Source organism: Plantibacter elymi (nom. nud.), assembly GCF_900177795.1.
Taxonomy (GTDB): domain Bacteria; phylum Actinomycetota; class Actinomycetes; order Actinomycetales; family Microbacteriaceae; genus Plantibacter; species Plantibacter elymi.
The window spans coordinates 392,401-406,775 of sequence record NZ_FXWJ01000005.1 but is presented as its reverse complement, the minus strand read 5'-3'; the positions used below and the strand labels follow the sequence as shown (position 1 = coordinate 406,775).

Genomic DNA, 14,375 nt, shown 5'->3' with positions numbered 1-14,375 from the left:
CTCACATCGAGCTTGCAGGGTGTTGCTCCAAGCCGAGTCTCAGACCGACGACGTTCCGGCCGCAGTTCGAGACGGGCCGGTCGCTCTCGTCCAGGTCGTTGACTTCGGGAGAACCATCTTGGGCTGACTCTCCGCCGGACGAGCCGGGGCCGTCACCGCTGCGGCCGCGAGTGCTGCGGGGATGAACCAGGTCGGGAACAGCATGTAGCTGGAATCGATGCTCGCTCCAATAGCGAGCGTCAACCACACGACCCACATGCCGCTTCGGCGCGAGATGGAACGCGCGATGATGGCGACGAGCAGGATCATCCCGAAGATGCCGATCTGCATCATCATCCCGATGATCCCCTCCGCGGGAGTTCGCCAGGTCGCCATCCCGAAGAAGTACTCGAGCGGTGTCAGCTGCGACAACACCATGGACCAGACATCGCTCCTGCCGGCACCACCTGATGCGAGGATGTTGTCGATCGAGTACCGCTCGATGAAGCCTGGCTGAATCGTGACCACGGTCATCACGACGCCCACTGCCACGGCAGAGATGGCGAGTTTGCGGCTGAGGCTTCCTCCGCGCAGGAACACCACAAGCGTCACGATCACGGCCGCGAGGATGGCCGTCCTGGAGCCAGAGAGCGCGATCGCCGCGAGCGCCCCCAGGAGGACGACGACGTCTTGAACGCTGGATTGCTTCTTCGCGATCCGCAACAGTGCGGCTGAGAAGAACACTGCGGCCGCCAGCCCGAAGATGTTGCCGTTCTGGTAGGTCGACGGGATCTTGGAGAAGTCGGCGACAGTGCTCGAGTAGATGACGTTGTTCTTCTCCAGGATGTCGTCGCCCAGAGCGTAGGAAAGGCCGGGAATCGCTGTCTCGACCACTCCACCGACGAACTGGACCAGCGCATATACGCAGGCAACCAGGAATCCGCGCTCCAAGCTCTTTCGAATGGGCGTCCCGTCACCCTTGAGGTGAGTCGTGATGACGAGGAGGACGACTGGGATCGCCGACCAGGCGAGCAACTGGAATGCAGGTGTGAAACCGGCCGGGAGCCCGACTGCGACGACCCGGCACAGGACCCAGACCAGGTAGATCAGCAGCAGGATGTCCATCGTCGGCGCGCGACGCTTCCATCCGAGTGCGATCGTGGCGAGGCCGACAGCGAGGATGAGCCCGAACAAGAACACAGGGAAGGGGAATCCGTCGACCTTGATTCCGGCTTTCGGGAACGCTGCCGTCAAGAAGGCGAGCACGCACGCCGCTTGGAGCGGTTTGAAGAGTGCCCACACGATCAGCAGCCCAGCCCCGAGGAGCAGCAGGGAGATCACTGGAGAGAGAAAACGAAGGCAGGCGAGCACCAGGACCGCTGTGGCGATAGCACCGCCGATCCCCCAGACCACCCCGCGATTGTTCACTGGTCCAGTATGTCTCACCCGACCAGTGGTCCCGGGAGTTCTCTCCGATATCGATGGGACGAGCGACACCCCGCAGAATGACCGGCATTCCGGATGAGTGATGCGATGTTCAGTGATGTACCCCGTTGGTAGTCTGGGACGCACCATCATGCTCAGGACAGTGCTGAGATCACGCCATTTGTTCCCGCTTCGCCCTGAAAGGCATCTTGTATGGGTCGGCTGTGCTTCCCGGAGCTCTCTCGAGGTGAGAAGGACGCATGAGAATCGCGATCTTCACCCCCGACATCACGTCGAACTCGCTTGGTCGCACGTACTGCCTCTGGTTGCTGATGCGGGCCAACGGCTGGGAGACCGAGGTGTTCGCGCCACGTGGCGGCGAGATATGGGGTCCGCTGCGCGGCGGAGACTTCGCCACGAACTGCCGCGCGGTCGACGAGGATGATCCCGAACTCCTTGCGGCTGTCGAAGCTGCCGACTTGGTCCTCGCAGTCAAGCCGGTGGAGACCTCCTTCGGGCGCGCAAGACGCCTCGCGCGCGCTGCACAACGGCCGCTCCTTCTCGATGTCGACGACCCGGATCTCGAAGCCGCGCTGTCGTGGCGGCGCCCGCTGCGCCGCTTTGCGAAGAGCATCCTGAAGTTCAGCGCCGTGCGCAAGAACACGGAGCTGAAGCGGCTCGCACTGCAGGCGGACACCATCGTGAGCAATCCGGTCCTCCAAGCCATTTACGGCGGGCCCATCGTTCCCCACGTTCGCGATGACCGCGGCTTCGGAGCACCGCACACCAGCTCCAAGCCCTCCATCGCATTCGTCGGAACGAATCGGAAGCACAAGGGCGTCGACATCCTGCGTGAGGCGGTCGAGAACCGTCAGGATCTTGGCATCACGCTCAAGCTCACCGACGAAGCGCCTGAGGACGCTCGCCCCTGGGAACAGTGGGTCGGAATGACCTCCTTCGATGAGGGCCTCGCGCTGGTCGAGAACGCGGACATTGTGGTGATCCCGAGCAAGGACGACGGATACGCCCACGGTCAGCTCCCGGCGAAGTTGATGGACGCCATGCTCGCCGGCCGCGCGGTCATCGTAAGCGACATCGAACCCATGACCTGGGCAGTGGGATCCGGCGGCCTGACGGTGGAACCGTCGTCGGTCTCGGCGCTCGCTTCGGCGCTCGGCGAGGTGGCGTCTCCGGACACCCGGACGTCGTTGGGACAACAGGCGCGGGAACGTGCCCTCGCGTTGTTCACGGTCGAAGCACACCAAGACGCATTTCGGGCGATATGCGAGGGCGCCGTTCGTCGGTTCTCGCAGGAGACGGGTACCAAGTGAACGCTGTCATCAACCAGGCGCGAACACTCGCGATGCGAGCCAGACGCAAGGCGAAGCGGGATCGAGTTGAGCGGGGCTTCATCGAAGCATCCGCTCGTGTTCCGGGAGCCAACGCCTTCGCAGGCCTCAACCCGATGAGCCTTGCCGTTGCATCGGTCCGACCGAGCGACCAGGTCGCGTCTCGTGTCTCGCTGATCGTGCCCGAGATCAAGGCCGAAGCCATCTTCGCCGGGATCCGCACGGCGCTGGAGGTCAGTGTCGGTGTCGCGAACTCGCTCGAGCTGCCACTCCGCATCTTCGCGCTGTGGGATGAGCCCAACCCGCGGGCGTCGGCCAGCATCCGGGAATTCCTGCGGGATGAGTTCGGACTCTCGCGCTGGGCCGAGGCCGAGGTCCTCCACGTGTCAGCGCTCACCGGTCTGGCCGTCAGCGCGGACGAACTGTGGATCGGCACGCATTGGACCACGGTCCACCCGCTGGACGTCGCTGCTCGACTCAACGTGATCCGACCGGACCGCGTCATCTACCTTGCTCAGGACTACGAGCCTGGCTTCTATCCCTGGTCGACGGAATTCGCCATTGCTCGTGCCACCTACCACGCCGGTTTCCGACTGGTGGTGAACTCCGAACCACTCGCTGCGTACCTCCGGGATACAGAGCAGCTCGACGTCGATCCCGCACTGGTGTTCGCGCCGAGCCTCGACCTCGGACGCCTCGAGGAATCGGCTGCGAATCGTCGGAAGTACGCGCAGCCGTCCGTGATGTTCTACGGAAGACCGAACAAGCCCCGCAACCTCTTCGCGATCGGAATCTCCGCCTTGAAGCTCTCCGCCACATCGCCGGCGGGTAGTGGAGTCTCCTATTCGTCCGTCGGAGAATCGCACGCGACCGTCGCACTGTCAGGCACCACCACGCTTGCGTCGCGCGGGAAGTTGTCCTGGCAGGGATACTTCGAGCTGCTCTCGAACACGGATGTGATGTTCTCACTGCAGCACAGCCCCCACCCGTCTCACCCACCCCTCGATTCGGTCGTCTCCGGTGGCATCACCGTGACGAATGAACTGGCTGGCACCAGGGCCGCGCTGCACCCACGACTGCTCACCGCCGAACCTGATCCCACACTCCTCGGACAGCGCCTGAACGACGCCATTGAGATGGCCCGATCGAGCGAACCTGCCGGATTCGACTCCACGTTCATCACGAAACTCGGCGCACCGCTGACCGACGTCGTGAAGCACGCCAGCGCGCTCGTCGCCTGATCAGGATGCGTGCCCACATCTGATGAGAAGACTGCGCCAAGCCTCGAACCTCCTTTTGTACCTGCTCATCCCGGGCCTCGGAGCGGCCACTCCACTGCTGGTCTACCCGGCGTTGACGGCTCAGTACGGGAGCACCGGCTTCGCTGCGGTCGCCGTCGCGCAGTCGCTCGGCCTGGCCGGTGCGACCATCTGCGAGCTCGGGTGGAGCGTGCTCGGCCCGCAACGGGTCGCGAGAGCACAGACGGCTGAGCGCGCCTCGCTCTATCAATCGGCGTTGGCGACCAAGCTCCTTGCAACGCTGGTCGGTGCTCCTGTCGCGGCGGTCGCTGCCGCAGTCATCGCCACCGACTACAAGCCTGCCGCCGCGGTCCTGGCTGCCGCCTCCGTGGCGACCTGCCTCAGCCCGGGTTGGTTCCTCGTAGGCGCGAACCGGCCCCTCGCCATCCTGGCATTCGAAGGCATCCCCCGCTTGCTCATCATGGCCGGGGTGGCCGGGCTCCTGCTCGCCGGAGCGCCGTTGCTCGTCTACGGAATCGGCACCCTCGTCGCGGTCATCTTCACCCAGGTCGCGGTATCGCTTCGCTTCGGTCAGCGACTCCTGCCGCGGCTCTCAGCATTCACGAGTGGTGGGGCGATCATCAAGCAGCAGCTCCCGCTCACCGGGGGACGCGCCGTGAGCGTGGTCTACACCTCGCTGCCGATCGCGATCGTGGGGTTGGTGAATCCTTCTGCGGTGGCGGTGTTCGCGGCCGTCGACCGACTCATGCGGATGGCCCTCGCGATCCTCGGCGGCGTTCCTAGCCGTCTGCAGAGCTGGGTCGGTAGCGCTCCCGAGGATGGGCGCGTCAAACGAAGCCGACAGTCGCTGCTCATGAACGCCGCTCTCGGTGCTATCTCCGGCGTGGGCTTCGCGGTGCTCGTCCCCTTCGTCGCGAACCTGGTCTTCTCGGGAACGATCGACATCGTCTGGCAGGTCGCCGTCCTCGGTGGCGCGATCCTGTTCGCGATCTGTGCTTCGCGAGGGTTCGGACTGTCGCTCGTCGCTGAGGGCCGAGCCAACTGGATTGCCCTGGCGAACGTCCTCGCGGCCATCGCCGGCGTGGCGACCACGTTCGCCCTCACGGGCCCGCTCGGCGCACCGGGCGCGCAGCTCGGCGGCCTCTGCGCGGAACTCGTCGGTATCGCGGTGCAGGCGTTCTGCCTGTTCCTCCTGAAGCGGCCGCCGCGCGACGCGCACCTGACCTGAGGTTGCCCCGCGGCCCATCCAGCTACGTCCGCGCAGTTCGAGACGGGCGCCACAGCGTGCATTATGCACCGACACCGAGAGCGCGCTTTAGCGAGGTTCACCTGTCGCTGACGACAGCGGCCCCACGGTCGGTGCCAGATCCGGCCTCCGTTGGGTGAAGAGTCTTGACGACGGCTTTTCCACGAAGAACCAACTTGCCGCAGCCAACGGAATAGTCGAAGCCACAGCCAGACCGGCGAACGCCGCGACCGGCAAGCTCGCGAGGATCGTTCCAGCCATTACTTGCTGAATCGGAAAAGCGTAAATGTAGAGGCCATACGAGAGGTCGTTCCTCATCGTGAGCCACCGCACTTTCGTCAGTGCGCCGACGGACACCAAGAGGTACGCGTACGGCCAAACCCCAAGAGTCCGATAGTCAGGCAGAAACAGGGATCCGACGAACAACGCAGCGGCCAAGGTGACGATCGGCCAGGTCACAGGCAGTCTTCGGCCAATCGTGAAGATCAAGACACCGACCAGGAACAGCAGGGCAAACCGAAGGCCGTCCGCCATACGGCTTAGCACGAATGAGTCTGCGTCGAGTCGACCTTGCAGAGCCACGTAGAGCGCCCAGCAGCCAACAGTGAGCACTGGCACGACCCACTTACGAGCGAGCAACCCGGTGAGGCCGAGGGCAAGTAGCCCCAAGTAGCAGAATGCCTCCCATTGGAGCGTCCACAGCGACCCGTTCCAGACGCCCGGGTACGGCACACCGCTCGGAGTGTTCCCGATGGAGTGTTGGAATATGTAAAGCGCCGCATTCTGAGCGACATATGAAACTGATTCTCCGGACGAAATCAGCTTCCATCCGTCACTCCCCTGCAGCGCAACTCCGACTGGCGCCAGCACGAAGGCGGTAACGAGGAGCGCCACCCAGAAGCCGGGAAGGATGCGCCGCGCACGGGCGAGGAGGAACGCTCGCCAATCTGGCCGACGGGCCCAGCTGCCAGCAATGAGATAGCCGACAGGATGAAGAATCCGTCCACCCCGAGTGTGATGAGGTGTCCCCCGAATTCTCTTCCGGTGAGCGGCCACGAGTGCGCAACGATGACGCTCGCAGCAAGAAGCAGACGAATCGCGTTCAGGGCGTTGAGCTTGGGGTTGAACACAAGCTCGAGCGTTGGCAAAGCGGCAGTGCGCGACAAATAGAACTCCCCAAGTTTCGATTGCGTCACCGGAGGTTACCGCACGAGCAACTGCACCATGGCGCTTTCAGCCAGCGGTGGGCAGCCGTTTGTAGCGGTTGCCCACGGTGGGTGCGAAGCTCTGACCAGCTCGATTCGCGTCGGCGTGCAACACGACCACAAGATCGACGTAACCCAGCCCGATGCGCGAGCGCTTTCACGTGGATCTCTTCGAAGCGGCTTACGCTACTAACAGCACGGTAACGCCGTCGAGAGCGAAGAAGGAAAGAATGGCAGCAGGCAGAGATTCCACGCCGGCAGCCGAGGGTGCCCCCACTGCCCACCCCAAACGCCCCACCTCCCGCCGCGACTTCTTTCGCGCCGCGGGCTTCGGCGTCGCGGGGCTAGCGGCGGGTGGTGCCGTCGCCGGCGGGATCGCAGCGGCCACCGCGTCCAACCCGCAGGAGGACTACGGCTTCACGCCTCTCCCCAAGCGCAGCGAACCGGGCTTCGACCACGTCGTCGTCGTGATGTTCGAGAATCGCTCCTTCGACCACATGCTCGGATGGCTGTACCCCGCGGGTGGCGAGCCGGCCGGTCAAACCTTCGACGGCCTCGCCCAGGGCGACTACAGCAACCCCGGCGAGTCCGGCGAAGCCGTCCGCGCCCACGTCTACACGGGCCCCACCGACCAGATCATGGCCCAGCCCGACCCGGACCCCGGCGAGTTCTACCCACACGTCAACACGCAGCTCTTCGGCACCATCGACCCCGAGAGCAACGGCGACCTCCGCAATCCGCTGCAGCCGCCGTGGAACCTCCCCGCCGACACCTCCTCCCCCAAGAACGACGGCTTCGTCAAGGACTACATCGTCAACTCGACGCTCGCCCGTGGACGCAAGCCGACGCCCGAGGAGTACTCCACCGTGATGGGCGGCTTCTCCCCCGAGATGCTGCCGGTGCTGTCCACGCTCGCCAAGAACTTCGGCGTCTACGACCACTGGTACGCGGCGGTCCCCTCCCAGACCTTCTGCAACCGCTCCTTCTTCCACGCGAGCACCTCCCACGGCTACGTCACCAACATCGAGGGCGACGGCATCGGCAAGTGGCTGAGCGCACCGGCCGTCCCCACCGTGTTCAACCGACTCGAGGAAGCCGGCAAGACCTGGCGCGTCTACTACGACGCCCAACAGGTCGTGTCCCTCACCGGTCTCCTGAGCGCGCCGTCGATCGAGCAGTACTGGAAGAGCAACTTCCGCAGCATGGAGCAGTTCCACGAGGACGCGGCGAACGGTGACCTTCCCGACTACGCCTTCGTCGAACCACGCATGGTGTTCGACCACAACGACATGCACCCGCCGGTCGTCCGTCCCGACAATCCGGGCCGCGACGACGTCGACCCGGAGCTCGACTCGGCCTACTCCGACATGCGCGCCGGCGAGCAACTCCTCGGCGAGGTCTACACGGCGATCAAGCACGGGGCGTCGACCACCGGCTCGAACGCGATGAACACGGTCATGCTCGTCACTTTCGACGAACACGGCGGCATCTACGACCACGTCGCACCACCCAAGGCGACCCCGCCGTCAGGGAAGCCGGAGGCCGGCGAGATGGGCTTCACCTTCGACCGCCTCGGACTGCGGGTGCCCACCATCGTCATCTCCGCGTACACGAAGGCCGGCGGTGTCATCAACGAGGAGATGCACCACGGCTCACTCATGAAGACCCTCGCCGAACTGCACGGCCTCGATCCGCTGACCGAACGCGACCGCACCGCCACGAGCATCTTCAACGCCGTGAACCTCACGTCCCCACGGCAACCGGTGCTGTGGCCGACGGTGACGCCCGCCTACGTGCCGCCGAACCCCGAGGCGAACGCGCGGGCCGACAAGGACAAGGACCGCAAGCGACCACTCACACCGCCGGCCCTCGGACTCATCGGGATCCTCCTCGCGAAGTACGAACCCGGCGCCCCGCTGCCGGACAACTACGCCGACGCGTACGAGGTGCTGACGAAGCACGGCGAAGGACTGTTCGGCACGCGGGACTGACCGGGCGGTGGTGCCCTTCGACAAGCTCAGGGACCGAACCGGATCGCGACGGATGCGAACGCTCCGGTTCTCTCCGCACCGCTCCCGGTCCCTGCGCACCCCGCCTTGTCCTTGAGCATCCTCCCGGTCTGAACACCCCACCCGATCCCTGAGCACCCCTCCCGGTCCCCGAGCACCCCTCGCGGTCCCCGAGCATCCGTTCCGGTCCCCGCGCACCGCTCCCGGTCCCCGAGTACCACTCCCGGTGCCTGAGCACCCCCACCGGTCCCTGAGCCTGTCGAAGGGCGGCGACCCCCGTCGAGGTGCGACCTCAGAACTCGACGTCCGCCACCAACGGGAACTCGGTGATCGGTTCATCGCCGAACGGGGCGAGTTCCAGGTACGTCGGCCGGTCGTCCTCGATGAAGAGGAGGAGGAACGCGTTCGAGGTACTCGCCTCGAGGACCGTCTGACGCGTCGCGGTCGGCCGGTTGCCGCTGTCGGGAGTCAAGTCGATCGACGGGCAGCTGCCGCAGCCGCACGTCCCGTGCACCGAGACGCCTGCGAGTTGCCACGCCCATCGTTCCCGATCAACGGCGGCGACGGCCCGGTCTGCACCGTGATCGGTTCCGCGGGTGATCAGGGCGACCATGAGGTCGCGCTCGCGAGCGGACAGGGAGCGCATACGGCGAGTGTACGCGGGCCGCGCGAGAAGCCCCTCCCCGCTCGCCGACCCCAACGAGGCACCTACGCGCAACATCTGTTGGCTATATACCCCAGATCAGCGGCATAATCGGTCCGCGTTCGAATGTCAGTGGCTCGTGTTTGGATGGTCCCATGTCCAGCAGCCCACGCGTTCCCCTCGGTCCGGTCTCCGCCGACCCCTTGGGCACGCTGGGCGAGACGGTATCCGAGTTCCTCCGCACCTGGTCGGGCGCGCTCGACCCGATCCGACCGGGCGACGACGCCATCGAGCAGCTCGCCGGCATGAACGACGCCGGCGTGGTCCGCGTGCTCGACCAGCTGGGTGCCGTGCAGCACGTGGTCGAGGTCCTCGCCGCACGAGTCATGGGTTCGGTGTCGGAGCGCTCCCGCAGCGGCATCGTCGGCCACGACCCGTTGGCCCGCAGCCACGGGTATGCGACGCCGGCCGTCATGCTCTCGGAGCGGTGGCGCATGCCTCGCGGACGCGCCGCCACGATCACCTCGGTCGCCCAGGCGATCACCCCCAAGCGCGCCCTCACCGGCGACGTCATCGAATGCGACCGCCCCGAGATCGCCGCGGCCATCGAACCCCGGCCAGCCGCCGACGCCCCGTGCCTGCCGCTGTCCGAAGGCGACAACCCGACGTGCACGGTCGACCACGACGAGGCGACCACCCCATCCGGCTTCGTCCGGTCCGCCCTCAGCGTCGAGGGTGCGGGCATCCTGCTGCGCGAGCTGCGGCTGGTGGGCTCCGGGGTCGACGACGAACGCATCCACCGAGCCGTCAGCGCCGGCATCGAGCACTGCGACGGCGCGCCCCTCGCCGAGGTCACCAGTCTCTCGAAGCTCGTCCGCACCAGCCTCAACCAAGACGGGCCGGTGCCACGGGAGATCGCCCTCCGGAAGCAGCAGCGCTGCACCCTCCGCGAACTCCCCGACGGCATGACCGAGCTCCGCGCCTTCCTCGCACCCGAGGCGGCGGGATGGGTCCGCGCGACGATGGACGCCGTCGTCGGCAAGCAGCTGCGGCAGGTCCGGTTCGTCGATCCCTCCGATGAAACGGCCGCGGCGGCAGCAACCAGCAGCGAGCTGCCCTCCGCGGATCCCCTCGACGACGCCTACGTTCCGGCCGCAGAGATGCCCGACACCCGCACGATGGACGAGCGCCGAGTGGAAGCCCTCGTCGGGGTCTTCCGTCACGCCGCGGGTTGCGAGTCGGCGGTCATGGAACTGGCGCCCGTCTCCCTCATCATCCGCATGGACGAACCCGATCTGGCCGACGACGGCCAGTGGTCCGACGGCAAGGCCTACATCGACGGCGTCTCCGAACCGATCTCCGCCGGCACCGCGCGGTGCATGGCGGCCGATGGCCGGGTCATCCCCATGGTGCTCGGCGGGCCGTCGCAGGTGCTCGACCTCGGAGTTGGCACACGATTGTTCACCAAGAACCAGAAGATGGCCCTCGCCGAGCGCGATGGCGGCTGCGCCTGGACCGGCTGCACCCATCCACCGTCGTATACCGAGGCCCATCACCTCGTCTGGTGGTCACGAGGCGGACCGACCGACCTGTCCAACGGCATCCTGTTGTGCGGCTTCCATCACCATCGCATCCACAACGACGGATGGGAGGTCATCGTGCGCGACCACGTGCCCTGGTTCATCCCGCCCGCGCATATCGACCCGCATCGCATTCCACGACGCGGCGGCAAGCCGAGACTGCGCGCCGCCTGACGAATCCTTCGTGCTCCGACTTTGATCCAAACCAGTCTGCGGAGCGCTCCGAAGTATGGGTTCCGGTCATTTTCGTTACCCGAATGCGCAAATGGCCGGCGCGCATGGCCTGGGTCAAGCGGCCCCGGCACATGCGACCGGGCGGAGTGCAGCAACGGAGCTGCCGCTCCGCCTTCCTCCCCGGCCGGCTCGAGCCAAGAAGTCATCCGTGGGCTCTTCGACAAGCTCAGGGAACGGGGGGGTGTCGGTCACTGAGCCTGTCGAAGTGCACACGAGAAACCTCGCCCTTCGACAAGCTCAGGGACCGGAGGAAGCACTCCGGAACGGAGACCGGTCATTGAGCCTGTCAAAATGCACCACGGACAACCCTTCGACACGCTCAGGGAACGGGGGGGGGTATCGGTGACTGAGCCTGTCGAAATGCACACGAGAAACCTCGCCCTTCGACAAGCTCAGGGACCGGAGGAAGCACTCCGGGACGGAGACCGGTCATTGAGCCTGTCGAAATGCACCACGGACAACCCTTCGACACGCTCAGGGAACGGGGCGGGTATCGGTCACTGAGCCTGTCGAAGTGCACACGAGAAACCTCGCCCTTCGACAAGCTCAGGGACCGGAGGAAGCACTCCGGAACGGAGACCGGTCATTGAGCCTGTCGAAATGCACCACGGACAACCCTTCGACAGGCTCAGGGAACGGGGCGGGGATCGGTCACTGAGGCTGTCGACGCGTCGGCACCCCGGCGACAGCACGAAGCCCCGCCCTCGACCGGAGTCGGGGACGGGGCTTCGCAGGGTGAGACTAGGCCGTGACCTGCGCGCCCTTGCGGCGAGCAGCTGCGAACAGCATGCCGGCAGCGCCGAGGAGCAGCAGCGCGGCAGCGCCACCGACGAGGACACCCGAGTCCGAGCCGGTGTCAGCCAGCGTCGGGACCGGAGCGCCAGCGGCGACCGGATCGGCGATGACGGCGATGGAGTCGGCCGCAGGCACACCCGCGGTGTCGGTCACCGTGAACGTGTAGGTACCGACCTGGATGCCCTCGCCCTGCAGGGTGAGGCCTGGCAGAACGGCTCCACCGTTCTCGTCGGCGATGAAGGTGTTCCCACCGTCAGCAGCACCGAAGATCTCGCCATTCGGGTCGGTGACCGCGATCGACAGCGTGTCGCCAGGCGTGAAGCCCGCGATGGTGACCGTGAAGCCAGAGCCGCCGGGGCGGACATCGGAGAAGAAGATCGTCTCCGGGTTGATGGCGACGGACGGCTCATCAGGAGCGACGACCGGAGCGGCGAAGTTGTACGTGTCCGCACCGAAGGTCACCGACTGCAGCGTGTCAACGGTGCCGGCGTTGGCGAAGACACCGAACGCGAGCAGGTTGAAGTCGCCGAGCGCTTCGCTGAGCTCTGCGGGCGTGTAGGTCGCGTCGGTTGCGAGACCCGGAACGTTCTGGCTGACGACCCAGTCGCCACCGAGGTTCTCGACGCCCGGCGCCACAGGACGCAGGGTTGTGAAGGTGTCGGAAGTGCCGTCTGCGAAAACGGGGATCTGGAAGTACAGGTCGTCTTCGACAGACGCGTAGCTGATGCTCGCCGCTGCGTCGAGGAAGCCGCCAGCCTCGACCGGGACACCGCCGGTGTTGTTGAAGCCGTAGATGATCTGCGAGTCACCGGTCATGGTGAGACCGGCGTCGCTCAGGACGGCCGGGGCACCGGGCGTGGCGACACCCTCGTGCCAGCCGGCGTAGTTCGCCTCGTTCGGAGCGATCTGATCTGCGGTGACCTGGATCTCCGCTGCGGACGCGGGTCCGGCGATGAGGAGGGTGGATCCGGCGACAACTGCGAGGCCGGTGGCGAGAGCCGCAGTGCGGCGTGACGTCTTCAAATTCACTGAGGTGAGTACTTTCGTCTAGGGGTCCGACAGGCGCGACGTACCTGTTGGTTTTCTGAGACTAAGCGGATTCTCAGGGAAAGTTAATAGGGGGAACCACTCATTCTTTTGTCCTCCGCACAGGGGACAGGGGCGCCCTTCGACAAGCTCAGGGACCGGAAGAGGTGCTCAGGGACCGGAAGAGGTGCTCAGGGACCGGCAGAGGTACTTGAGGACGACTTCGGTCACTGAGCCTGTCGAAGTGCACACGAGGAACCCGGTCCAGCAGAGGGTCGCTCGCAAGCCCTTCGACAAGCTCAGGGACCGGAAGAGGTGCCGCTCAGGGACCGGAAGAGGTGCCGCTCAGGGACCGGAAGAGGAGCTGCTCAGGGACCGCGGCGCCGGGACTACGCCAGGGCGGCGACCGTTTGGCGGGCGATCTCGAGTTCCTCGTTCGTGGGGACGACGAGGACGGTCACCGGGGAGTCGTCCGTCGAGATCACCCGGATACCACGCGCACGCTCGGCGTTGCGGTCCTCGTCGAGGATGATGCCGAGCCCCTCGAGCCCCTGCACCGCACCCGCGCGGATCAACGGTGCGTTCTCGCCGACGCCCGCCGTGAACACCACCACGTCGAGCCCACCGAGGACCGCGAGGTACGCCCCGAGGTAGTGCCGCAAGCGGTGGACGGTCACGTCGAGTGCGAGCTGCGCCGCTTCGTCGCCCTTCGACGCCGACTCGGTGACGTCGCGCATGTCGCCGGTGCCCGACAGCCCCAGCAGACCACTGCGGCGGTTGAGCAGCGTGTCGAGCTCGTCGAACCCGAGCCCCGCCTTGCGATGCAGGTGGAACAGCACCGCGGGGTCGAGGTCGCCGGAGCGCGTGCCCATGACGAGTCCTTCGAGGGGCGTCATGCCCATCGAGGTGTCGACCGAGCGCCCGCCGTCGATCGCGCACGCCGACGCACCGTTGCCGAGGTGGAAGACGATCTGCTTCAGCTCACCGAGCGGGCGGTCGAGGAAGGCTGCAGCCGCCTCCGACACGAACTTGTGCGAGGTGCCGTGGAAGCCGTACCGACGCACGCGGTGCTTCGCCGCCAGTTCCGCGTCGATCGCGTACGTGTACGCCGCCGCCGGGATGGTCTGGTGGAACGCCGTGTCGAACACCGCCACGTGCGGGACGTCGGGGAACGCGACCTGCGCCGCGTTGATGCCCTGCAGGTTCGCCGGGTTGTGCAGCGGCGCGAGCTCGGAGATGTCCTCGATGTTGATCTTCACGAGGTCCGTCACCACCGTCGGCTCGAAGAAGCGCTTCCCGCCGTGCACCACCCGGTGGCCGACCGCGATCGGCGCGTGCTCGTCGAGCGACGGCCCGTGCTCCGCGAACGCGTCGAGCATGACCCGGAACCCGGCCGTGTGGTCGGGGATCTCACGCTCGATGACCCAGCGCTCCTCGATGGGCGGCGTCGTCGCGCCGGCCGCATCCGGGAGGTAGGACCGGTGCCCGGCGGCACCCGTCGCGTCGCCGATGCGTTCGACGAGCCCGCTGGCGAGCGTCCGCTCCGTCTCGACATCGATGAGCTGGTACTTGAACGACGAGGAACCGGAGTTCACCACGAGGACGGTGGGCATGTGTGTCTGGAC

The 14,375-nt window shown here is 66.1% G+C and carries 10 protein-coding genes; 5 read left to right on the top strand and 5 right to left on the bottom strand.

All coding sequences use genetic code 11. The features are described from left to right. Positions 1–39 precede the first annotated feature (39 nt). Positions 40–1,407: a hypothetical protein gene (locus CCK91_RS17100; protein WP_133060034.1), complete on the bottom strand. Its 1,368-nt coding sequence runs from the start codon at positions 1,405–1,407 to the stop codon at positions 40–42. 257 nt (positions 1,408–1,664) lie between these two features. Here CCK91_RS17100 and CCK91_RS17095 point away from each other — a divergent pair, with 257 nt between their 5' ends. From CCK91_RS17095 to CCK91_RS17085, 3 genes are read left to right on the top strand one after another with little or no spacing between them, the layout of a single operon-like run. Continuing rightward, positions 1,665–2,735: a glycosyltransferase family 4 protein gene (locus CCK91_RS17095; protein WP_086475022.1), complete on the top strand. Its 1,071-nt coding sequence runs from the start codon at positions 1,665–1,667 to the stop codon at positions 2,733–2,735. After that, positions 2,732–3,994: a rhamnosyltransferase WsaF family glycosyltransferase gene (locus CCK91_RS17090; protein ID WP_086475021.1), complete on the top strand. Its 1,263-nt coding sequence runs from the start codon at positions 2,732–2,734 to the stop codon at positions 3,992–3,994. Before CCK91_RS17095 ends, CCK91_RS17090 begins: the two co-directional genes overlap by 4 nt. Before the next feature lie 22 nt (positions 3,995–4,016). Then, positions 4,017–5,240 (top strand): lipopolysaccharide biosynthesis protein, encoded by a 1,224-nt coding sequence (locus CCK91_RS17085; RefSeq protein ID WP_133060033.1) that lies wholly within the window; start codon positions 4,017–4,019, stop codon positions 5,238–5,240. Between the two features lie 87 nt (positions 5,241–5,327). On the opposite strand, the gene CCK91_RS17080 is transcribed toward CCK91_RS17085, so the two are convergent. Continuing rightward, positions 5,328–6,314, bottom strand: coding sequence for an acyltransferase family protein (locus CCK91_RS17080; protein ID WP_369821911.1), 987 nt, complete (start codon positions 6,312–6,314; stop codon positions 5,328–5,330). A 379-nt stretch (positions 6,315–6,693) separates the two neighbouring features. On the opposite strand from CCK91_RS17080, the gene CCK91_RS17075 reads away from it, so the two are divergent. Next, positions 6,694–8,454: an alkaline phosphatase family protein gene (locus tag CCK91_RS17075; RefSeq protein WP_086475018.1), complete on the top strand. Its 1,761-nt coding sequence runs from the start codon at positions 6,694–6,696 to the stop codon at positions 8,452–8,454. A gap of 310 nt (positions 8,455–8,764) precedes the next feature. On the opposite strand, the gene CCK91_RS17070 is transcribed toward CCK91_RS17075, so the two are convergent. Further along, positions 8,765–9,118: a hypothetical protein gene (locus tag CCK91_RS17070; protein WP_086475017.1), complete on the bottom strand. Its 354-nt coding sequence runs from the start codon at positions 9,116–9,118 to the stop codon at positions 8,765–8,767. A gap of 152 nt (positions 9,119–9,270) precedes the next feature. Between CCK91_RS17070 and CCK91_RS17065 the strand changes: the two genes are divergently transcribed. Continuing rightward, positions 9,271–10,869, top strand: a complete 1,599-nt coding sequence (locus CCK91_RS17065) for an HNH endonuclease signature motif containing protein (RefSeq protein WP_086475016.1) — start codon at positions 9,271–9,273, stop codon at positions 10,867–10,869. An 801-nt stretch (positions 10,870–11,670) separates the two neighbouring features. On the opposite strand, the gene CCK91_RS17060 is transcribed toward CCK91_RS17065, so the two are convergent. Together CCK91_RS17060 and CCK91_RS17055 are read right to left on the bottom strand one after the other, a co-directional pair. Beyond that, positions 11,671–12,753 carry a hypothetical protein gene (locus CCK91_RS17060; protein ID WP_133060031.1) on the bottom strand — a complete coding sequence of 361 codons (1,083 nt, stop codon included), beginning with the start codon at positions 12,751–12,753 and terminating at the stop codon, positions 11,671–11,673. 386 nt (positions 12,754–13,139) lie between these two features. Continuing rightward, on the bottom strand, positions 13,140–14,363 hold the full coding sequence (locus CCK91_RS17055; protein ID WP_086475014.1) for an acetate/propionate family kinase: 1,224 nt from the start codon (positions 14,361–14,363) through the stop codon (positions 13,140–13,142). Positions 14,364–14,375 lie beyond the last annotated feature (12 nt).

What these genes read in the sequence shown, in the direction of transcription:
- CCK91_RS17095 (WP_086475022.1), top strand. Translation starts at nt 1,665, where the DNA reads ATGAGAATCGCGATCTTCACCCCCGACATCACGTCGAACTCGCTTGGT.
- CCK91_RS17085 (WP_133060033.1), top strand. Translation starts at nt 4,017, where the DNA reads ATGAGAAGACTGCGCCAAGCCTCGAACCTCCTTTTGTACCTGCTCATC.
- CCK91_RS17075 (WP_086475018.1), top strand. Translation starts at nt 6,694, where the DNA reads ATGGCAGCAGGCAGAGATTCCACGCCGGCAGCCGAGGGTGCCCCCACT.
- CCK91_RS17070 (WP_086475017.1), bottom strand. Translation starts at nt 9,118, where the DNA reads ATGCGCTCCCTGTCCGCTCGCGAGCGCGACCTCATGGTCGCCCTGATC.
- CCK91_RS17065 (WP_086475016.1), top strand. Translation starts at nt 9,271, where the DNA reads ATGTCCAGCAGCCCACGCGTTCCCCTCGGTCCGGTCTCCGCCGACCCC.
- CCK91_RS17055 (WP_086475014.1), bottom strand. Translation starts at nt 14,363, where the DNA reads ATGCCCACCGTCCTCGTGGTGAACTCCGGTTCCTCGTCGTTCAAGTAC.